Below are 19,876 nucleotides of genomic sequence, written 5' to 3'. Positions count from 1 at the left end.
AGAAGGGCGCGCCTCGCCCCCGAGACGAATGAAAATGTAGTAAACGCAAACTTGGTGTCAATCCAAAAATCTGGCGGCCGCGCGTCGAGCGGCCGACGACCGAGCGGAGTGAGAGGGCCTCAATGAGCGGGCGACCGGGGTTGCGGGAGCGGAAAAAGCAGCAGACCCGCCTGGCGATCTCCCAGGTGGCGACGCGGATGTTCATCGAGCGGGGGTTCGACCACGTCACCGTCGCCGAGGTGGCGCAGGCGGCGCAGGTGTCGGTGAACACGGTCTTCAACTACTTCGCCACGAAGGAGGAGCTCTTCTTCGATCGGGCGGAGGAGGTGGAGGACGCGCCGAGCCGGATCGTGCGGGAGCGGCGGGAAGGGGAGTCGGCCATCGACGCGCTCCATCGCGGCTTCCTCGACGTGGTGAACGGCAAGAACAGGAAGGAGCCCTGGCTGGCGGCGCGGCTCAGGCCGTTCCTGGCGACCGTCGACGCGAGCCCGGCGCTCAGGACCCGCGGGGGGCTGATGCTCGCGAAGAGCGAGCATCGGCTCGCGCAGACGTTGATCGAAGAGAGCGGCGCGCCGGCCGACGACCCCACCGCGCGCGTGGTCGCCGCGATGGTGATCGGGCTGGAGCGGGTGCTCGTCGAGGAGCTCCAGACGCGCGTGCTCCGCGGCGACTCCGACCCGCAGATCCGCGCAGCGCTGTCGCAGATCGGCGAGCGCGGATTCGCGCTGCTCCGATCCGGTATCGGAAGCTACTGCACGCGAGCGTCTTCCGCTTGATCGCGCGGCGCGCTGGACGCCTGGGACGGTGAGCCGAGCGGCGCGCGGCGCGCGCGCCCTGCCGCGCCCGGTCCTCCCGTGAGCGGCGCACGATCCCGGCGTCGCAGACCGTGATCCCCTGTGGGCGCCGCGTGGGCTCGCCGCCCGGGTGATCCCCCGCTGCTGCCGTGCGCGCTCGCCGGCTCGGTGCGCTCGCCGGCTCGGCGCGCGCGGCGTGGCGCGCGAGCGGCGCGGGAAGATCGACCGGACGACCCCGCCGACGCGACCGTGACGGACCGTTGAAGACGGCTCGACGTCGGTGCATCCTCCGCCCCATGCGCCCGGGTGAGGTCATCAACGGCCGCTTCGAGCTCGAGCGCGTCGCAGCCTCCGGCGGGATGGGTACGGTGTACCGCGCCCTCGACCGGGCCACGGGCGCGCCCGTCGCGCTCAAGCTCATCGGGCAGCCGGACCGGAGCGCCGTGCACCGCTTCGAGCACGAGGCCCGGATCCTCGCCGAGCTCGACCACCCGAGGATCGTCCGGCACGTCGCCCACGGCATCACCCCGGACGGCGCGCCCTACCTCGCCATGGAGTGGCTCGACGGCGAGAGCCTCGCCCAGCGCCTCGCCCGGCAGCGGCTCGACCTCGACGAGTGCCTCGCCCTGCTGCGCGCCGCCGCCGAGGCGCTCGCGGCGGCGCACGCGCGCGGCGTCGTCCACCGCGACGTCAAGCCGGGCAACCTCCTGCTCGTGGGCGGCGAGGTCGCCGGCCTCAAGGTGCTCGACTTCGGCATCGCCCTGATGAAGCGCACCATCGGGCCGCTCACGCGCACCGGCTCCGTCATGGGCACCCCGGGCTACATGGCGCCGGAGCAGGCCACGGGCGAACGGGAACGCCTCGACGCGCGCGCGGACATCTTCTCGCTCGGCGCGGTGCTCTTCGAGTGCCTCACGGGCAGGCCGGCGTTCCAGGGCCAGCACGTGATGGCCCTGCTCGCGAAGCTCCTCATGGAGGACCCGCCGCGCGTGCGGCACCTCCGGCCCGAGCTGCCGCAGGAGCTCGACGACTTCGTCGCCCGCATGCTCGCGAAGGACCCGGAGCGGCGGCCGCGCGACGGCTCGGCCGTGCTCGAGGCGCTCGACGCCCTCGCGCGCGATCCGAGCAGCGGCCTCTCCGCGATGCCCGTCCTCTACGAGGCGATCACGACGGGCGAGCTCCGGCTGCTCTCCATGGTGGCCGCGAAGGACGTGCGGCGCGGGCCCGCGGACGGCTCGGCCAGCACGCTCGTCGCCGCGCAGCCGCCCGAGCTCACGACGCGGCTCCACTCGAGCGCGCAGCCGTTCCGGGCGCGGGTCGACACGCTCGCCGACGGCACGCTCCTCCTCTCGGTCGCGGGCGAGGGCGACGCCATCGAGCAGGCCGCGCGCGCGGCGCGGTGCGCCCTCAAGCTCGGCGAGCTCCTGCCCGGGGCCTCCGTCGTGCTCGCGACCGGACGCGCCGAGCAGACCGGCAGCCTCCCGGTCGGGCCCGTCATGGACCGCGCGGCCGCGCTGCTCGCCCTCGCGGAGCGCGAGCCGTGCGCCGAGCGGACGCCCGCGCCCGTGCGGATCGACGACGTGACCCGCGCGCTGCTCGACGCGCGGTTCGAGATCGAGGCCGCGCGGTCCGGCACCTTCCTCCTGCTCCAGGAGCGCGAGGTCGGCCGCGCGGCGCGCACGCTGCTCGGCAAGCCGAGCCCCTACGTCGGCCGCGACCGCGAGCTACGGAACCTGCGCGAGCTCCTGGAGGACAGCTTCGGCGGCCCCGAGCCGCGCGCCATCCTGATCACCGGGCCGCCCGGCATCGGCAAGTCCCGCCTGCGCTACGAGCTCGTCGAGATCCTGCGCGAGCGGCACCCCGAGCTCACCATCGCGGTCGGCCGCGGCGACTCGCTGAGCGCGGGCTCGCCGTTCTCCCTGCTCGGCTCCGCGCTCCGGAGCGCGGCCGGGATCACCGGCGGCGAGCCCGCCGCGGCGCAGCGCGAGCGGCTCCTCTCGCTCGTCGCGCGCGCCCCGTCGCTCGCGCCGGGCGACCGGACGCGGATCGCCGCCTTCCTCGGCGAGATCGTGGGCACGCCCTTCCCGAGCGAGGCCGACCCGCGGTTCCACGAGGCGCGGCAGCGCCCGGCGCTGATGGCCGACCAGATCCCGCTCGCGTACCTCGCCTTCATGGAGGCGGCGTGCGCGGCGGGGCCCTACCTGCTCGTGCTCGAGGACATCCAGTGGGGCGACGCGGCGTCGCTCAAGCTCATCTCCCGCGTCCTCCGGGAGCTGCGCGACCGGCCGTTCGCGGTGCTCTACCTGGCGCGCGTCGAGGTGCGCAAGGCGTTCCCCGTGCTCTGGGAGGGCAGCGAGATCCACGAGATCACGCTCGGCGCGCTGCCGCGCCGCGCCGCCGAGGAGCTCGTGCGGCAGATGCTCGGCGACGGCCTTTCGCCCGCGGAGGTCGCGCGCCTGGTCGAGCGCGCGAGCGGCAACGCCTTCTACCTGGAGGAGCTCATCCGGGCGGTCGCGGAGGGGCGCGCGGACCGGCTGCCGGAGACGATCCTGGGCATGGTCGAGGCGCGGCTCGACGCCATCCCCTCGGAGGCGCGGCGGCTGCTCCGGGCGGCGAGCGTCTTCGGCGAGACGTTCTGGAAGCGGGGGGCGCTGGCGCTGCTCGGCGACTCGGAGGGCTCGACCCTGGCGGTGGACTGGCTGCCCTGGATGCTCCAGCGCGAGCTGCTCGAGCGGCGCGAGCAGGGCCGCTTCTCGGACCAGGAGGAGTACGCGTTCCGGCACGCGCTGATCCGCGACGGCTGCTACGCGATGCTCCCGGACCACGACCGCGCGCTCGGCCACCGGCTCGCGGCCGAGTGGCTCCTCCAGGCGGGGGAGCACGACGCCAAGGTGCTCGCGGAGCACTTCGAGCGGGGCGGCGAGCCGCGGCTCGCGGTGGAGCTCTACCTGCACGCGGCCGAGCATGCGCTCGCCGGGAGCGACCCGGCCGCCGCGATCGCGCTCGCGGAGCGCGGGCTCGCCCTCGGCGCGGAGCGGGACGTCGACGCGGCGCTCCGGGAGATCCACGCGCGGGCGTCCGGCATGCTGGACGCCGAGGGCGTCGCGCTCGCGTCGAGCGCGTGAGCGATCAGGGCGCCGAGGGCGTGGCGCCCGCGTCGCGCGCGCGGGTGATCAGGGCCCCGAGGGCGTGGCGCCCGCGTCGCGCGCGCGATCGCTCACGAGGGCCGCTTCCGCGGCCGCGGGATGCCGTACTCGTCGATGCGGTTGATCAGGGTGCGGAGCGAGATGCCGAGCAGCTTCGCGGCGCGCGTCTGGTTGCCCGCGGACTGCTCGAGCGCCTCGAGGACGCGCTGGCGGTCGAGCGCCTTCATCTCGAGCCGCAGCCTCGCCATGGCGTCGACGCCCGGCGGCGGCGCGGCGGCCGCCGCGAGCGCCCCGGGGCCCTCGGCGCCCTCGCCGCCCGGCGGGGGCGGCGGCCGGGAGCCGCGGGCCTCGTCGGACGGCGGCGGCGGCCTGGAGCCGCGTGTCTCGTCGGGCGGCGGCGGCGGCCGGGAGCCGCGGGCCTCGTCGGGCGGCGGCGGCGGCCGGGAGCCGCGGGCCTCGTCGGGCGGCGGCGGCGGCCGGGAGCCGCGCGCGTCACCCCCGGGCCCCGGGCGCGCGCCCGCGGCGTCGCCGGCTGAAGACAGCCTGGAGACGCACAGCAGATGCGGCGGCAGGTCGGTCGGCAGGACCACGTCCCCGGCGCACAGGACGGCCGCGCGCTCGATCACGTTGCGCAGCTCGCGCACGTTCCCCGGCCACGTGTACGCCTCGAGCACGCCGAGCGCCTCCGCCGAGAGGCTGGGCGCCCGGAGCTGGCCGAGCTGGCGGCACGCCTCCGCGAGGAACCTGCCGGCGAGCGGGGCGATCTCGGGAACCCGCTCGCGCAGCGGCGGGACGACCAGCGAGATGCCGTTCAGGCGGAAGTAGAGGTCCTGGCGGAAGGCGCCGCGCGCGACCTCCGCCTCGAGGTCGCGGTTGGTCGCCGCCACGAAGCGGAGGTCGATCCGGCGGGGCGTGCGGCCGCCGAGGCGGAGCACCTTCCGGTCCTCGAGCACGCGGAGCAGCTTCACCTGGAAGGCGAGCGGAAGCTCGCCGATCTCGTCCAGGAAGAGCGTGCCGCCGTCGGCCGACTCGATGAGGCCCGGGCGCGCCTGGCTCGCGCCCGTGAAGGCGCTCTTCTCGTGCCCGAAGAGCTCGCCCTCGAGCAGCGACGGCGGCAGCGCGGCGCAGTTCAGCTCGACGTAGGGCCCGCCGGCGCGCGGCGAGAGCGCGTGCAGCGTCCGGGCGAGCACCTCCTTGCCGACCCCCGTCTCGCCGAGGATGAGCACGCTGATGGGGCTCCGCGCGGCGCGGGCGGCCTGCTCGTAGAGCGCCTGCATCGGCGGGGCCTGCACCACGACGTCCGCGGGCGCGGCGGCGCGGCCTTGCTCCTCGGCCGCCCCCGCCGGCGCGTGGCAGACCACGATCGTCGTCGCGCCGAGGTTGACGCGCTCGCCGAGGCCGACCTCGGCGCTGTCCCCCGAGAGGCGCCGCAGGCGGTGGGTCCGCGCGGTCACCGCCGGGAGCTGCTGCTCGCCGACGAAGGTGCCGTTGGCGCTCCCGAGGTCCTCGATCCGGAGCGTCGGGCCGACGTGGAGCACGGCGTGCCGCCGCGAGACCGAGCGGTCGTCGATGCGCACGTCGCACCCCTCGTCGCGGCCGAGCACGACGGCGCCCCGGGGCGGCAGGGGCGCGAAGGCGATCGTGCTGCCCGCCACGATCGCGAGCTGGAGCGCCGCGCCCGAGCCCCGCGCCTGGCCGCCGGGAAAGCCTTCGTCCACGAGCACATCCTACGCGGCGCCGCGCGACGATCTGCACGAATCTGCACGAATCTGCACGAATCGTGCAGGGCGACGCCGATCGTGCAAGCGGTTGCGCGATCGGCCCCGCGGCCGCCTGGACGGAGGCGCGGCGGCGGCGCGAAAGGCTGGGCTCGCCCCTCGGCACACGTCCTGCTCGTGCTCCGCTGACCGGCCGTCGCCATCGACGCGCCGGTCGCCGCGCGCGGGCAGCGCCGCCGATCCCGAGGACGGCGCGCGTGGCGCCCGCGCGTGTGCTCGCCGCGGCGCGGCTCGCCCTTCACCCCTCAGGAGCGAACATGTGCACTGACCATGGATCTTTGAACCGTCGCCATCTTCTTCAAGGACTGGGCCGCGCGGCGGCGATGGCCGCCGTGGCGCCGGCGGTCCTTACGACGCGGGTGGCCGAGGCGCACGTGACGGCCTGCGAGGAGCTCCTCCCTGGCCACCCCGAGAGCGTCGGCCTGAGCGCCGATCGCGTCGAGGACGTGTTCTCGCGCGTCCAGCGCCGGGTGAGCGACGGCCTGTTCCCGGGCGCGGTCGCGCTGATCGCGCGGCGGGGCAGGATCGTCGGTCACCGGGCGTTCGGCACCCGGGTCCGCGGCGAGGACGAGCCGGTCACGCTCGACACGCTGTTCGACGTGCTCTCGATCACGAAGGTCGTCGCGACCGCGACGGCGGCGCTGGTCCTCGTCCAGGACGGTGTGCTGCGGCTGAATGATCGGGTCGCCGACTTCGTGCCGGGGTTCGCGGGGAGCGGCAAGAACGCCGTCACGGTGCGCGACATGCTCCGGTACACGGCCGGGCTGCCGATCGACGTCCATTTCCTGGGCGAGCCCGGCTGTGATGACCCCTGGCGGCGCATGGCCGAGGAGCCGCTCGAGTACACGCCCGGCGCCCAGGTGCTGTACAGCGATCTCACGTACCGCCTGCTCGGGCAGGTGGTCGAGGTCGCCGCGGGCGTGGATCTCGACACGTTCGCGAAGGCGCGCATCTGGGGCCCGCTCGGCATGCGCGACACGACGTACAACCCGTCGGCGGCGCTGATCCCGCGGACCGCGGCCACGGGCTACTCGGAGATCCGGGGCCGCGTGGTCCGCGGCGAGGTGCAGGACGAGCAGGACTACGCGCTCGGCGGGATCGTGGGCTGCGACGGCGTCTTCTCGACGGCGCGGGATCTCGCGATCTTCTGCCAGATGCTCCTGAACGGCGGCAGGTACGGCGGCGTGCGGGTCCTGAGCCGCCAGCTCGCCGCCGCGATGGTGAGCAACCAGACGCCCGAGGTCAGGGCGGAGGACACCGACGTCTCGCCGATGGCGAACCTCCTGCTCACGCCGAAGGGGTATGGCTGGGAGCTAGCGACCCGCCGCTTCTCCACCGGCGGGATGCGCCTCGCGCGCGACGCTTACGGGAAGGCCGGCGGCGCGGGGACGTTCGTGTGGATCGACCGCCGTCGCGAGCTGTTCGGGGTGCTCTTGACCAACCACGGTCTGCCGACCCCGCTCGACGAGATCGGGTGGAACCGGATGCTCGACGCGGTCGGCACCGCGGAGTTCTTCGACGGGATCGTCAACGCCGTCGTCGACGAGTGACAGGGCGCCTCGCGGTGGCCGCGGCAGGCCGGCGCGGCCGCGCTGCGCTGCGCGGCGCGGTGCGGTGCGGTGCGGTCACCAGAGACCCCAAGAGCATCCAGGTGTCAGCGGGCACCCCTGGCAAGGTCGTCGGGGGCATGTGGCTGACAGCCGGGGGCGCGGGGGTCATGGCGTTCGGCGGCATCATGCTGTATCCAGGGATCCGGGCTCTCGCGACGGGTAGCGATGATGTACAGGCCAAAGCTATCTCTTTTACGGCCGCGGGCGCAGCGGTGCTCGCCGCTGGAACCGCCATGCTGATCGGGGGCATCCACCTGATGAGCGCGGGGAAAACGCGCTTCTCGTTCGTCGACCCGAGCGCACTCTCCTTGGCCTTCTGAGCGGAAGTTCCGCGGGTTCTCCTCGCAGGAGGCGCCGAGGAGCCGCGCGGATCGTCAACGCCGTCGACGAGTGACACCATCGCGGGCGAGCTTACGGCGCGTCGACGAACGAATCGATGAAGTCGAGGTACAGGTCGACCCGCGTATGCCAGCCGTCCGTGCAGGGGTTGCCGTTGACCGCGTTGCCGAACGACGTCACGCCGACGATGGTGGGGACGCCGTTCACATCCATCAGCGCGGGACCGCCCGAGTCACCCGTGCACGTGTGGTGGGTCGCGTCGCCGAAACCGAGCAGCAGCGGCGTGACGGTGTTGACGGTGGTGGTCACGTGGCGCTTGACGCCGCTGAACCATTCTTCATCCAGGCCGAAGCCGATCAGCCGGACCGGGTCGCCGACCATGGCCCCGGTCATCGGCGTGCGGTTGTAGGGCAGCGGCTCGATGGAGACCGGCTCCTCGAGGATGGCCACCGCGATGTCGTGCCCTGCGTTCAGATTTGAACGGTTGAAGGCGGGGTCATAGTGGGCCTCTGTAACGTTCACCCAGAGCCCTTCACCCATGTCGTCGGTGCCGAAGAAGGCCCTGCCGACCGGCCCGCTGGACCTGTGCGTGAAGTTCATGCAGTGGGCCGCAGTGAGGAGCACCTTCGGAGCGATGAGCGCAGCGGTGCAGTCGCTGGCCGAGTCGCCCAAGGCTTTGTAAATGTTCAGCCTCGCCACGGCCGGATCACCCTCGTCGATCGTGCCTCCGATAATGCCTGCGGAAGCCGCGTCCGTCTCGCTCGAGGGCAGGTCCTCCACGCCCCCCGTGCACGCGGAAAGGCACGCTGCCGCCACAACAACGATGTATTTCTTCATGGGAATCTCCGTTGAATGTTAAGCTTCGTGAAACAATCCAGGATGGTGAAGGCCAGCGCCGCCGGCCGCCGCGGGCCGGCGACGGACATCTGCCCTCAGCTCCGGCGGCCTCGATCCTCGAGGGTCGGCCGGATCCTGCGCCTCCGCTCGACTGTCGCCTGATGGATGTCAGACGCCCCGGTCGTCCTTCGCGCGAATGCACCGGGCCGCGGTTTTTTTTTCGCGCGCGCTCAGGGAGCCGTGATGGATCCGTGGTCGCGCGAGCGGCGGGCTCGACGAGACGCCCAGTCCCCTCATGACGAGCGACCAGGGGTTCCACCCGGGGCGCTCCGCGTATCGCCGCTGCTGCCCGTTGACCACACCGGCCCAGGGGTAGATGCTGGTCGCCATGGAAACGAAATCGCGCGCAATCGTGATGCGGCGGACCGGTCCGCCCGAGGTCCTCGCCGTCGAGGAAATCGCGCTCGCGCCGCTCGCCCGCGGCGAGGTGCGGCTGCGCGCGTTGGCGTCGGCGATCAACTACTCGGACCTCCAGATTCGCGCCGGCAGCTGGCCGATCAAACGGGAGCAGCGCTTCCCCTACGTGCCGGGCCTGGAGGTCGTCGGCGAGGTCGTCGAGGTGGCGCCCGACGTGAGCGAGCTCGCCGTCGGGGATCGCGCCTGGACGACGATGCAGGGTCTCGGCGGCGTGCGGGCGGAGCGCGACGGCGGCTACGCCGAGCACGTCACCGTCGCGGCCGGCGTGCTCGCGCCGCTGCCGGCGGACGTCGACGCCGTGGAGTTCGCTGCCGTCGGGCTCGCCGGCGTGACGGCGATCGAGGCCATGCGAAGGCTCGGGCCGCTCGACGGCAGGACCCTCGTCGTCTCGGGGGCGACGGGCGGCGTGGGCGCCGTTGCGGTCGAGATCGGGCGCGCTCTCGGGGCGACCGTGGTGGCGCTTGAGCGCAGCTCCCCCCCGCCGCAGCCCGGGAGCGCCGATGTGGTGCTCGACGGCGTCGCCGGGGCGCTCTTCCCGACGCTCGTCGCCGCGCTCCGCCCGGGCGGTCGTTACTGCATCGTCGGCGCGGCGGCCGGCGGCGAGGTCGCCTTCGATGCCTGGAGCCTGCTCGACGGGCGCGCCCTCACCGGCTACTCGACCGAGGATCTCGACGGCGACGCGCTGCGCGCCGCCACGCGCGAGCTGCTTCGCCTGAAGCTCCCGCCGCCGCCGACGAAGGTGCTCCCGCTCGCCGAGGCGGCGCGCGCCCACGCGCTCCTCGAGCAACGCGCGGTGCGAGGGCGCGTGGTGCTCGTGCCGTAGCGTTGACGGCATCGACGAGCGGCAACACCGCGGCCCGCGCCGGCTCTCAATGACATCATATTAATCCAAGCTCGCGGCGAGGTGCCTCTCCGGCCGAGATGCACAAATCGCGTCCAGACGGCACCCCGTCGAGCGGTGGGCGACCTGACACAGCTACTTTCGTTCATCACGTAAGGCGCCGAGGCAGCGCGTGTCCGGTGGGCTCGCCCGCTCATGAGCGCGTGGCTTCCACCAGGAGTCCGGCGGGGTTTTCAGGGCGATCCGCCGGGAAATCTACCGTGGCGTGCGCGCGCAGGCGTGACACCCGATGTGATGCGGAGAACCAGCTCCGCCATGTCGGGTCGTCGGATGAGCGTGTGATACTCATGGCAGGTGACCGCACCGGCCCGGCTCATGTCCTATCGATTTTCCCAAGAGGCTTGTTTCGTGTTGACGGTTCATGTGATCTTCATGAATCTTGGTCTTAATGAAGATCACATCCATCGCTTCATTCCTTGCCGCTGCGTCGCTGTGTGCCGAGGTCGCGAACGCCGCTCCTGCGCACGATATCTGCGAGGATCTCGGCACGACGCTGGGTGTGGGTATATCGAACTTTTCCGCCGGCCGCGACTGGTCCGTGACCGCCGCGCGGGATTTCGGCGTCGACTGGAGGTTCATGTATCTCTACGTCCTCCCGACGAACGACTCGAAGTCAGCGGTGCAGAGCTGGCTGCTCTCGAAGATCGACGTCGCGAAGTCCGTGGGGGCCATGCCCGTCTTCACGTTCTATCAGCTGCTCCAGATCGGCCAGCGCGCGGGCATCACCGGGACCGAGCCGGAGGTCGTGCGGAGGGTGCTGCAGGACCGGAGCCTGATGCGCGCCTACTTCGACAGCTTCATCTTCGTGCTCCAGACCGCGGCCAGGGCCGACGTGCCCGTGCTCCTGCACGTCGAGCCGGACTCCTGGGGATTCATGATGTGGGCCATGGGGGTCGAGGGGAACGCCGACGCGAAGTCGGTGCCCGTCGCCGTCGCGACCTCGGGGCACCGGGACGTCGCCGGGTTCCCGAACCACGCGGGAGGGCTCGGGCAGGCGCTCGTGAAGCTCCGGGATCAGTATGCGCCGTCGGTGCGCCTGGGGTGGCACGCGTCGAACTTCCGCGTGGGCCAGCGCCCCGAGGTCGTGACGGGCTTTTACTCGTCGATGGGGGACTGGGACGTGCTGGTGAGCGAGAATTTCCACATGAACGCCAACGAGTCGACGTGGTGGGAGCCGCTCGACGCGAGGCTCGTGGAGGCGAACCTGAGCTGGCTCCGCACGGTCACGTCGCGCACGAAGCTCCCTCTGCTCACGTGGCAGGAGCCGATCGGGACCACGGATTTCCACCTGTTCGGCGGGAGCAAGGCGACGCTCGAGCGCTTCGTGGCCGCGGGGCTCGGCGGCGTGATGTTCGAGCTGCTCGGGAGCGGCGATCCCAGCACGTTCCGGGCTGCCGGGCGGCTCGGCGCCGTGCCGCCGAGCGGCTCGTCGGCGGGCGGGACGGCGGCCCACATGCGCGCGCGGCTGGCGGCCTACGCGGCGGACCCGATCGAGTGGCCTCTGGGCGCGCCGTGCGCGGACGACGGCCGCTGAGGTTCCGCCTGGCGCCGCGAGCGCGCCTCTTTACCGCGCTGGATTTCTCAGGGGAGGAGAGAGCTCATGGATGCAGGCAACCCGAGGGCGGTCGACGACAAGCGGGCCATCGATGCGGTCGTGAGGGCGTTCTTCCAGGCGTTCACCAACAAAGGGGGCGAGAGGCCGGATCTTCAGCTGGTGCGCGCCTTGTTCATCCCGGTGGGGCTGATCGTGAAGACGTGCAGCGATGTGCCGACGGCGTACAGCTTGCGGCAGTTCATCGAGCCTCGTGAGAAGCTCCTCAGCGACGGGATTCTGACGGACTTTGTCGAGGAGGAGCTCTGGGAGAGGACGGAGCTGTTCGGGAATGTCGCGCAGCGGTTTTGTTTGTACCGGAAGTCGGGGGTCCTGCGAGGCGAGCGGTTCGAGACGAGGGGGATGAAGAGCATGCAGCTGGTCAGGACGCCGGAGGGGTGGAAGATATGCTCGATCGCTTGGGATGATGAGCGGGAGGGGGTGGCGATCCCGCAGGAGCAGGCAAAAGCGGAGGTTCGCCGCGCGATCTGAGGCCGTCACCAACCGGGACGGCGCATCGTCTCTGGTCTCTCGTCTCGTTGCGGGTCGTCCGGAGGCGGTAGGCGCCGTCGAGCAGCTCGAGCCGGCCGCGGCTGAGGTGCGAGTCGACGCCGAGCACGAGGCAACACTCGACGGTCCTCGCCTGCAGAGGAGGGACGCGGCGACGCCGGCGAGCCCGCCCTGCTCGTCGCGCTCCCCGGCCGCGACGACGCCGTCGCTCATGCGTCCATGCACCGACATCGGCGCACGCTCGGCGTGCCTCCGTGCCCATGTAATCTCACGCGCCGAATCGTGCGGCGCGCGAGGCGGCGCCCTCGCGCGGAACCCTCGCTGGAGCGCGTTGGCGGTGGCGTTGCGAAGGCGAGGCCGTACGAACCGGAAAGACGGCGTGCGAGATGTGCGATGGAATTTGTTTGTCTTGCAGAACTACTGGAGACGACGTAGTGATCTATTCACGCGCATTGCCGGCTAGAGCTGACGGATACACACCGGCTCGGGCCTCTTAGCGGAAGGAGTCGCAGAGGTATGGCCCTGCACACCGGACAGATGGTGACCCCCTCGCTGCGTCTCGTCAGCGTGCTCCGGCGCGGCGGGATGGGGAGCATCTGGGTCGCCGATCGCCTGCCGTTGCGGGCGCGGGTCGCCGTCAAGTTCATGTCCCCCGAGTTCGCGGCGGACGCCGGCTATGTGGAGCGGTTCCGGCGCGAGGCGGTGGCGGCGGCGCAGCTCAGCAGCCCCCATGTCGCGCGGGTCCTCGAGCACGGGCTGACGGCGGACGGCACGCCGTACATCGCGATGGAGCTCCTCCGCGGCGAGGACCTCAGGGCCAGCATTCGCCGCCAGGGCAAGCTGCCGCTCGACGAGGTCGCGCGCATCGTCTCGCAGACGGCCAAGGCCCTCGGCCAGGCGCACCGGATGGGCATCGTCCACCGCGACATCAAGCCGGACAACCTGTTCCTCACGAAGGTCGACGGGGAGACCTTCGTCAAGGTGCTCGACTTCGGCATCGCCCGGCGGGCGCGGGACCTGCGCGTGACCTCGCCGGACAACGTCGTGGGGACGCCGCTCTACATGAGCCCGGAGCAGCTCATCAGCTCCAGAGACGCCGACTTCCGCGCGGATCTCTGGTCCCTCGGCATCGTCGCCTACCACGCGATCACCGGGCGGGTGCCGTTCACCGGGGAGACGCTCGCGGCGCTCACCCTCTCGGTGCACGCGGGCAACTACCCGCCGCCGAGCGCGCTCCGGCCCGACGTGCCGCCCGCCGTGGACGACTGGATGAAGCGCGCCCTTCAGAGCGACCCGGACGCGCGCTTCGGATCCGCGAAGGAGATGGCCGACGCGCTGGAGCGGGCGATCGCGACGCGCGAGCCGGCCGTCGAGGCGCCCGCCCTGGCGCGGGTCGCGGCGGCGGCTTCGGGCGTGGTCGCGGCGGTGTCGGACGCGGTCGGGGCCAGCCTGGTCCAGACGCGGCCCGCGGGCCCGCAGGGAGGCGCGGCGCACGACGGGCGCCCGCCGGCGCCGGCGGGGGCGCCGAGCGCGCTGGTCGGGACACCGCGCTGCGACGACGAGGTCGAGCGCACGACGACGGTGATGACGACGCCGTGCAGCCGCAAGGGGCGCCGGCGGGCGACGCCGGCGCGGCTGGCCACGGTCGCCGCCTGCGTCGCGCTGCTCGTCGGCTCCGGCATGTTCATGGCCCTCCGGCAAGTCGCCCCCGTGGCGGACGGCACCGCGCTCGCCGCCGCGCCCCGCCGCGACGAGAGCTCGCCGGACGTCGGCAGCGCGACGCTCGTCGCGCATGTCGCGGCGCCGGCGACGCTGCTCCCGAGCCCGGAGCCCGCGCAGCCGGTCCAGGTGACGCCGGCCCAGCCCGCGCCGGAGAGCAAGCCGGCGCGGCCGACCCAGAAGAGCCGCTGGAAGCGGCCCGTTCGGCAGAAGACCGCGCCGACACCCCCGCGGAGGCCGCCGTACCGCGGGGCCTCCAAGCCGCGTTACGACATCGCCTTGCACAGGTAACCGGGGCCGCGCAGCGCCTCCGCGGTCGCCTGGTCCGCAGGGAAGAACGACTCGACCGCGAGCTCGGACAACGTGACGTCCACCGGCGTCCCGAAGACCATCGTCGTGCTGAGGAAGCTCAGCGTCCCCGCCTCGGTGCGGAACCGGAGCGGCACCGCGATGGACGTGGGGTCGTGCCCGCGCGCCGCCTCCGCCCGCCGCGCCCCGTCCGCCACGGGGTACGCCTCGAGCTCCGCCAGCAGCTTCTCGAGCCCGGGATCCCCGCTGATCTCGACCTGCCGGCGCAGGCGGCCCAGGAGGTGCCCGCGCCACTCCGGCAGGTTCTCGATGCGCGGCGCGATCCCCGCCGGGTGCAGGCTCAGGCGCAGCACGTTGAGCGGCGGGCGGAGGAGATCCGGGGCGGCGCCGGCCAGGAACGGGCCGAGCGCGCCGTTCGCCGAGACGAGGTTCCAGTGCCGGTCGATGGCGAGCGCCGGGTACGGCTCGTGCCCGGCGAGCACGAGCTCGACCGCCCTGCGCGCCGCCGCGAGCGCGGGATCGTCGAGGCTGCGCTCGGGGTAGAGCGGCGCGTACCCCGCCGCGATCAGGAGCTGGTTGCGATCGCGCAGGGGCACGTCGAGCCGCTCCGCGAGGAGGACCACCATGTCGCGGCTCGGCTGCGCGCGGCCCGTCTCGAGGAAGCTGAGGTGGCGCGTGGAGATGTCGGCCTCGCACGCGAGGTCGAGCTGGCTCATGCGCCGGCGCTGCCGCCACGCGCGCAGAAGCTCCCCGACCTGCCGCTGTGCGTTCGTGATCACGCCATGACCCTATCACGCGCGCGAGCACGGCCCATTACCTCCGAGGTAATCGACCCGGCGCCGCGGAGGACTCCATAGTGGTCGCGCGTCCGCACCGCGGGCGCCGCGCTCCCAGCCGAAGGGAGATCGCGTCCGCAGCGGGGCGGCTGCGCCCCGGATCGCCACGAAAGGAGCCCACCATGTCCTTCACGAACTCTCCTCGTTTCCTCCGCCGCGCGCTCCTCGCCGATGCCGTCGTCAGCGGCGCGACCGGCCTCTCGATGCTCGCTGGCGCGGCGCCGCTCGCCGGCCTCGTCGGCCTGCCCGAGGCGCTGCTCCGCGGGGCCGGCGCGAGCCTGCTGCCGTTCGCGGCGCTCGTCGCCTGGCTCAGCACGCGCGCGCGGCCGGGCCGGACCGCGGTCCTGGCGGTCGTCGTCACCAATGCGCTCTGGGTGATCGACAGCGTGCTGCTGCTCGCCCTCGGCTGGTTCGATCCGACGGCGCTCGGGATCGCCTTCGTCGCGGCGCAGGCGCTCGTGGTGGCGGCGTTCGCGGAGGCGCAGGTCATCGGGCTGCGCCGGGCGCAGGCGCAGCTGACCGCCTGAGGCGTGCCGCCGGGCGTCTACCTGGCCTTCTCGGCCTTCAACGCGGCCTGCACGGCGGGGCGGGCGCCGACGCGCTCGGCGAACCGGGCGAGGGCAGGCCAGCGGCTCAGGTCGATCCCGGCGAAGTTCGTCCAGGTGAGCACGGTGAAGAGGTAGGCGTCCGCCACCGTGAACTGCTCGCCCATGAGGTAGGAATTGCCCTCGAGGCGCTGCGCCACGAAGTCGAAGCGGCGGCCGATGGTCGCCCTCGCGGCGTCCTTCTGCTGCGCTTCCGTCTTCGGGCCGAACAGGGGGCCGAACTGCTTGTGCAGCTCGGTGCTGATGAAGTTCAGCCACTCCTGGAGCCGATAGCGCTGCAGGGTGCCAGCGGGCGGCGCGAGGCCGGACTCGGGCCTCTGATCCGCGATGTACTGGACGATCGCCGGCCCCTCCGTGAGCACCTCGCCGCTGTCGAGCTCGAGCGCGGGCACGTAGCCCTTCGGGTTGATCTGGGTGAAATCAGCGCCCGTCTTCGTCTTCTTCGTGCCGAGGTGGACCTGCTCGAGGTCGAACTCGAGGCCAGCCTCGCGCAGGGTGATATGGGGGGAGAGGGAGCAGGCACCAGGGCTGAAATAGAGCTTCATCTTGACCTCCGGGGAGCGCGGGGACGCCATGCTTCATCGCGCGGTCGACGTCCGTCAAGGGGCCGCGCCGCTCGCGGCGGGCGCGCCGCCGATCAGGTCGCCTGCCGGCAGCGGGCGGTGCAGCGCGGGCTGGTGCGCCGCGAGCGGGTAGAACGCCGTCAGCGCGGCGGCTTCGCGCTGCCGTGTGACGCCGTGTCGCTGAGCGGATCGGCGTAGATCCCCGGCGTGGAGTCGGGGATGAGCGTCGCGCCGACGGCGCGCGCGTAGAACTCGGCCGGACCGACGCCGCCGATGATGCCGTACGCGTAACCCGTCTGCGCGAGCCCGTGCAGCGCGGCGACGAGCAGCGCGAGGCCGATCCCCTTGCCGCGCTCGCGCTCGGCGACGCCGGTAGGGCCGAAGAAGCCGCGGCGGGTACACTCGTACGCCGAGAAGCCGATGACGTCGCCGTCGCGGATCGCGAGGATCACGCTGACCGGCTTGTTCGCGTATCCGACGCTGATCTCGTCGGCCCAGGCCGTCGAGAAATTCTCCTCCACGAACCGCCGGACGCGGGTGATCTCGTACGGCGCCGCCCGGCGCACGACGACGCCGGCGCGCCGCACGCCCTCGAGCAGCGGATCGAGCGGCGGCAGGTGGAGCAGATTCACGAGCATGTCGGCCATGGGTCCTCCTGAAGGCGCCGCCGGCCCGGCCGGCTTTGCGTCATCGATGTCGTCGCCGCGCGCGGGCCGCGCGCAGCAGGTCGCCTCTCATAGCCGTCGTTGCCCTGTCAAGCGCGGCATCGTTCGACACCTGCGCTCGACGCGAGCGATCTGCAGGGTGACCCGCGTGTCAGGTCCATCGCTGCTGGGCCGGCGGGCTTCGATGAAGTGGTGAGCTCATCGCGCCCGCCGGCCCGCAGTCCTCAGGACCCCGCGGCGAGCCGCCGCCCGCTCGTCGAGAGGTCCGGATTAGCCAGCCTCCTACCGCAGCGCGCGGGCGCCTGCGGCCGAGACGACGGGCCGCAGCGCGCGCCGCGCCACGGCCGCCAGCGCGATCGCCGCGCCGAACGCGATCATCATCTGGCGCGTGCGCTCGCGGGAAGCAGGTCCGCCCCCGTCCCGCGGAGGGAGCTTGTCGAGGAGCGGAGCGACGGCGCTGTCCGCGCAGGGATCGTTCGTCGCCTTGCCGGCCTGCTTCCAGTTGTCGACCGCGGACTGCGAGGCGACCGGGGCGATCTGCAGATCCTCCGCGAGCGCCTCCCGCGGCAGGAACGCCTCGAGCCGCGTCACCCACACGTCCTTCGGGTGCATGCCCGTGAGCGCTACCCCGACGTCATCGAGCGGCCCGCAGACGAACTCCTGCGCATGGAGATTTCCGGGGGTCACGAGGCCGCACACCTCGGCGTCGCCGCCGCCGCTCGCCCCGCCGCCGCCGTCGCCGCCAGCTTCGCCGCCGCCGCCGGCCCCGCCGCCGCCGTCGCCGGCCCCGGCGCCGCTGCCGCCGGCCCCGCCGCCGCCGTCGCCGGCCCCGGCGCCGCTGCCGCCGGCCCCGGCGCCGCTGCCGCCAGCGCCGCTGCCGCCGGCCCCGCCGCCGGTCTCCCCGCCGCCGCCCGGCACCCTTTCGCACGTATCCTCGACGAGGCTTTCGGCGTTCGCGTGCCGAGCGAACATGTTCTGGCACACGGAGAAGAGCGGCCTCTCCCGCGGGTCGACTTCGGTCAGGCCCTGCGCCGCGTAGAGATCGGCGATCGTGAAGACGCTCCGCCCGTTGTCGGCGGTGTACGGGACGGTCTGCATCAGCGCATTGCTGAACTGCTCCGAGAGCAGCGCGCCCTGCTTGGCGAAGCTCGTCAGCCAGGTCCGCCCGTCGTCCTTCGCGAGCGCCTCCTCGCGTCGCGAGGCGTAATCCGACGATTCCGTCTTGAAATCCCAGGTGACGTCCGCCGCCGTGATCTGCGCGTTCCCGAAGTTCTCCGCTTCCCAGCGCCCCTCGCCGATCACGAAGAGGGTGATCGCCACGTTGGCCCCGGTGCCGCCCGCCACCATGCGCAAGGGCAGCACCGGCGAGGCGCCGGGCGAGACCACGCGGACGGGCTTCATCTGCTGCACGCCGTTGCCCGGCACGAGCCGCAGGGCGATGAAGTCGAAGCCCTCGTCCGTGTAGCCGTCGATGATCGGCTGGATGTCCTCGGGGATCGCGTAGCCGTGGTCCCAGAGCCAGCGGGTGAGCGCCTCCGGGTCCTCGGAGCGGAGGGTCACCGTGGCGTACGGGCCGACGGTCTCCTGGTGCACGACGGTCACCGGCGGCGGCACGATGAACCCCCCCGAGTCCGCCTCGGAGGACATGCCTCCCAGGGCGAAGTCGTCGCAGCCGCAGCCGCCGTAGTCGCCGTCCCCGAAGCCGCACGACGACTGCGCCGGCAGCACCCGGGTGGACGTCGCGGCGTCGAGCGCCTCGAACCAGGCGTCGCTCGAGAGCTCAAGGCGCGCGCCCGGCTTGACCGGCAGCACCCACGCGAACTCCGAGGGCGAGCCGGCATACTGGATCTGGTCCCAGAGCACCGTCTGGGTGGGCGAGATGGCGAGCGCCATCCGGTGCGCGGAGACGACGGTGGTCTCCTGATCCCCTACGAAGCACCCCCCGCACGCCTCGGCGTGGCCGGGGTAAAGGGCGACCGCGGAGAGCGCGGCCGCAGCCGAGACAGCAAGCGAACCGAATCGAAGCGACATGGTATTCTGTTCCTTTTCTGGCACGAGCCCGGACAGGCATGTCAGGGGTCCGCGCGTTCGCCCGCGTCGCCGAGGCGGCGGCGTCCACCCTTTCAGGGAAGCGCCCGGGTGCCGGGCGGCGGAACAGCAAGAGGAGGGCCAGCGCGGAGGCGCGCACGACGTCGCGAGGTTGCTCCGCTATCGACCGAGAGGGGCGTGGTATGCATGAGCGACTCGCGCCAGACGCCTTGTGAGAGCCTCGCGCCAGGCGCCTTGTGAGCGACTCGCGCCAGGCGCCTTGATCGACGCGAGCGAGAGGCGCGTGGGACTCGAGCCGCTATTTCAGCGTGTCGGGATCGACGCCGAGCTCGCGGAGCTTCTCTGCCAGCCGCGCCGCCCGCTGCTCGGCGGTCTGGGCCCGCTGCTCGGCGGACTCGGCCCGCTGCGCGGCGGACTCGGCCCGCTGCGCGGCGGACTCGGCCCGCTGCGCGAGCTCCTTGCCCGCCGGCACGAGCTCCCCGTCGGGGGTGAAGAAGCGGAGCTGCCCGCCCTCGACGCCCAGGAAAAGATCGAGCTGCGCGCTCCAGAGGCGGCCAGATGCGTCGGGGGAGAGCGGCTCGTACTGCCCGTCAACCAGATGGAAGCCCGAGAGCTCCAGCGTCTCGGGGTGGAACCAGAAGTAGTCAGGCGTCCGGAAGACGTCCTGATAGACCTGCTTCTTGAGGCCGCGATCGATGCTCTCGGTGCTCGCCGAGAGCACCTCCACGATCACGTTCGGGTACCGGCCGTCCTCCTCCCAGACAGTCCAGCTCTTGCGCGGTCTCCGCTCGGTGCCGAGAACGACGAAGAAATCGGGACCCCGGAAGTGCTCGGACTTGAGCTGCCGGGGGCTGAAGTAGATCGTCAGGCCGCCCGCGGCGAAGAAGTCGCTCCGGTCCTTCCAGAAGAGCTCCAGGCTCTCGAGCAGCAGGAGCATCTGGATGAGGTGCAGGTAGCTCTCCATCGGCGGCTCGTTGCTGTCCAGGTTGCCCGGCGGAGCGACGACGCTCGGGTCGACGATCTCCGCCGGCATCCCGAAGGCCAGGGACGTCATGCCTCCAGATTGCCGGAGGATCCCGGGGGTCGCAAGCCCGCCGACGCCTCGCCGAGCGCCCGTTCGGGTCGCGGATCCGGGCGGCGTTTCGCT

At 72.6% G+C, this 19,876-nt stretch carries 16 protein-coding genes; 9 read left to right on the top strand and 7 right to left on the bottom strand.

Translation table 11 applies throughout. The annotated features are described in order from the left end of the window. Positions 1 to 122 precede the first annotated feature (122 nt). Positions 123 to 776 carry a TetR/AcrR family transcriptional regulator gene (locus WMF43_RS23915; protein ID WP_437683442.1) on the top strand — a complete coding sequence of 218 codons (654 nt, stop codon included), beginning with the start codon at positions 123 to 125 and terminating at the stop codon, positions 774 to 776. Between the two features lie 314 nt (positions 777 to 1,090). Next, positions 1,091 to 3,919 (top strand): serine/threonine-protein kinase, encoded by a 2,829-nt coding sequence (locus WMF43_RS23910; protein ID WP_437683441.1) that lies wholly within the window; start codon positions 1,091 to 1,093, stop codon positions 3,917 to 3,919. A gap of 92 nt (positions 3,920 to 4,011) precedes the next feature. On the opposite strand, the gene WMF43_RS23905 is transcribed toward WMF43_RS23910, so the two are convergent. Beyond that, positions 4,012 to 5,658, bottom strand: coding sequence for a sigma 54-interacting transcriptional regulator (locus WMF43_RS23905; protein ID WP_437683440.1), 1,647 nt, complete (start codon positions 5,656 to 5,658; stop codon positions 4,012 to 4,014). Between the two features lie 338 nt (positions 5,659 to 5,996). Between WMF43_RS23905 and WMF43_RS23900 the strand changes: the two genes are divergently transcribed. Together WMF43_RS23900 and WMF43_RS23895 are read left to right on the top strand one after the other, a co-directional pair. Next, a complete protein-coding gene (locus tag WMF43_RS23900) occupies positions 5,997 to 7,268 on the top strand; it encodes a serine hydrolase domain-containing protein (protein ID WP_437683439.1) in 1,272 nt (423 codons plus the stop codon). A 137-nt stretch (positions 7,269 to 7,405) separates the two neighbouring features. Next, entirely contained in the window at positions 7,406 to 7,648 is a 243-nt protein-coding gene (locus tag WMF43_RS23895; protein ID WP_437683438.1) for a hypothetical protein, read from the top strand. A gap of 91 nt (positions 7,649 to 7,739) precedes the next feature. Here WMF43_RS23895 and WMF43_RS23890 read toward each other — a convergent pair whose 3' ends face one another. After that, the gene (locus WMF43_RS23890) at positions 7,740 to 8,504 is read right to left on the bottom strand and encodes a S1 family peptidase (protein ID WP_437683437.1); all 765 of its coding nucleotides are present in this window, start codon (positions 8,502 to 8,504) and stop codon (positions 7,740 to 7,742) included. 388 nt (positions 8,505 to 8,892) lie between these two features. Here WMF43_RS23890 and WMF43_RS23885 point away from each other — a divergent pair, with 388 nt between their 5' ends. The 4 genes from WMF43_RS23885 (at position 8,893) to WMF43_RS23870 (ending at position 13,993) form a co-directional block, all read left to right on the top strand. Beyond that, entirely contained in the window at positions 8,893 to 9,804 is a 912-nt protein-coding gene (locus WMF43_RS23885; RefSeq protein WP_437683436.1) for a quinone oxidoreductase family protein, read from the top strand. Positions 9,805 to 10,381: 577 nt separating this feature from the next. Then, complete coding sequence (locus WMF43_RS23880) at positions 10,382 to 11,416, top strand: hypothetical protein (protein WP_437683435.1); 1,035 nt, start codon at positions 10,382 to 10,384, stop codon at positions 11,414 to 11,416. Between the two features lie 66 nt (positions 11,417 to 11,482). Then, positions 11,483 to 11,965 (top strand): DUF4440 domain-containing protein, encoded by a 483-nt coding sequence (locus WMF43_RS23875; protein WP_437683434.1) that lies wholly within the window; start codon positions 11,483 to 11,485, stop codon positions 11,963 to 11,965. A gap of 534 nt (positions 11,966 to 12,499) precedes the next feature. After that, entirely contained in the window at positions 12,500 to 13,993 is a 1,494-nt protein-coding gene (locus WMF43_RS23870; RefSeq protein ID WP_437683433.1) for a serine/threonine-protein kinase, read from the top strand. On the opposite strand, the gene WMF43_RS23865 is transcribed toward WMF43_RS23870, so the two are convergent. After that, entirely contained in the window at positions 13,969 to 14,787 is an 819-nt protein-coding gene (locus WMF43_RS23865) for a helix-turn-helix domain-containing protein (RefSeq protein ID WP_437684067.1), read from the bottom strand. The genes WMF43_RS23870 and WMF43_RS23865 overlap by 25 nt on opposite strands. A 182-nt stretch (positions 14,788 to 14,969) precedes the next feature. On the opposite strand from WMF43_RS23865, the gene WMF43_RS23860 reads away from it, so the two are divergent. Beyond that, on the top strand, positions 14,970 to 15,374 hold the full coding sequence (locus WMF43_RS23860; RefSeq protein WP_437683432.1) for a hypothetical protein: 405 nt from the start codon (positions 14,970 to 14,972) through the stop codon (positions 15,372 to 15,374). Positions 15,375 to 15,391: 17 nt separating this feature from the next. Here WMF43_RS23860 and gstA read toward each other — a convergent pair whose 3' ends face one another. The 4 genes from gstA to WMF43_RS23840 all read right to left on the bottom strand — a co-directional run bounded on the left by gstA (position 15,392) and on the right by WMF43_RS23840 (position 19,783). After that, on the bottom strand, positions 15,392 to 15,997 hold the full coding sequence (gene gstA / locus WMF43_RS23855) for a glutathione transferase GstA (RefSeq protein ID WP_437684065.1): 606 nt from the start codon (positions 15,995 to 15,997) through the stop codon (positions 15,392 to 15,394). 158 nt (positions 15,998 to 16,155) lie between these two features. After that, positions 16,156 to 16,662 (bottom strand): GNAT family N-acetyltransferase, encoded by a 507-nt coding sequence (locus tag WMF43_RS23850; RefSeq protein WP_437683431.1) that lies wholly within the window; start codon positions 16,660 to 16,662, stop codon positions 16,156 to 16,158. Positions 16,663 to 16,962: 300 nt separating this feature from the next. Continuing rightward, positions 16,963 to 18,711, bottom strand: a complete 1,749-nt coding sequence (locus WMF43_RS23845; RefSeq protein WP_437683430.1) for a DUF2330 domain-containing protein — start codon at positions 18,709 to 18,711, stop codon at positions 16,963 to 16,965. Positions 18,712 to 19,027: 316 nt separating this feature from the next. Continuing rightward, the gene (locus WMF43_RS23840) at positions 19,028 to 19,783 is read right to left on the bottom strand and encodes a Uma2 family endonuclease (protein ID WP_437683429.1); all 756 of its coding nucleotides are present in this window, start codon (positions 19,781 to 19,783) and stop codon (positions 19,028 to 19,030) included. Between the last annotated feature and the right edge of the window lie 93 nt (positions 19,784 to 19,876).

This window comes from Sorangium sp. So ce131 (genome assembly GCF_051519095.1).
In the GTDB taxonomy this organism is placed as follows: domain Bacteria; phylum Myxococcota_A; class Polyangia; order Polyangiales; family Polyangiaceae; genus Sorangium.
Note: the sequence above shows the minus strand (reverse complement) of the source record. Positions and strands in the feature narration are given on the sequence as shown.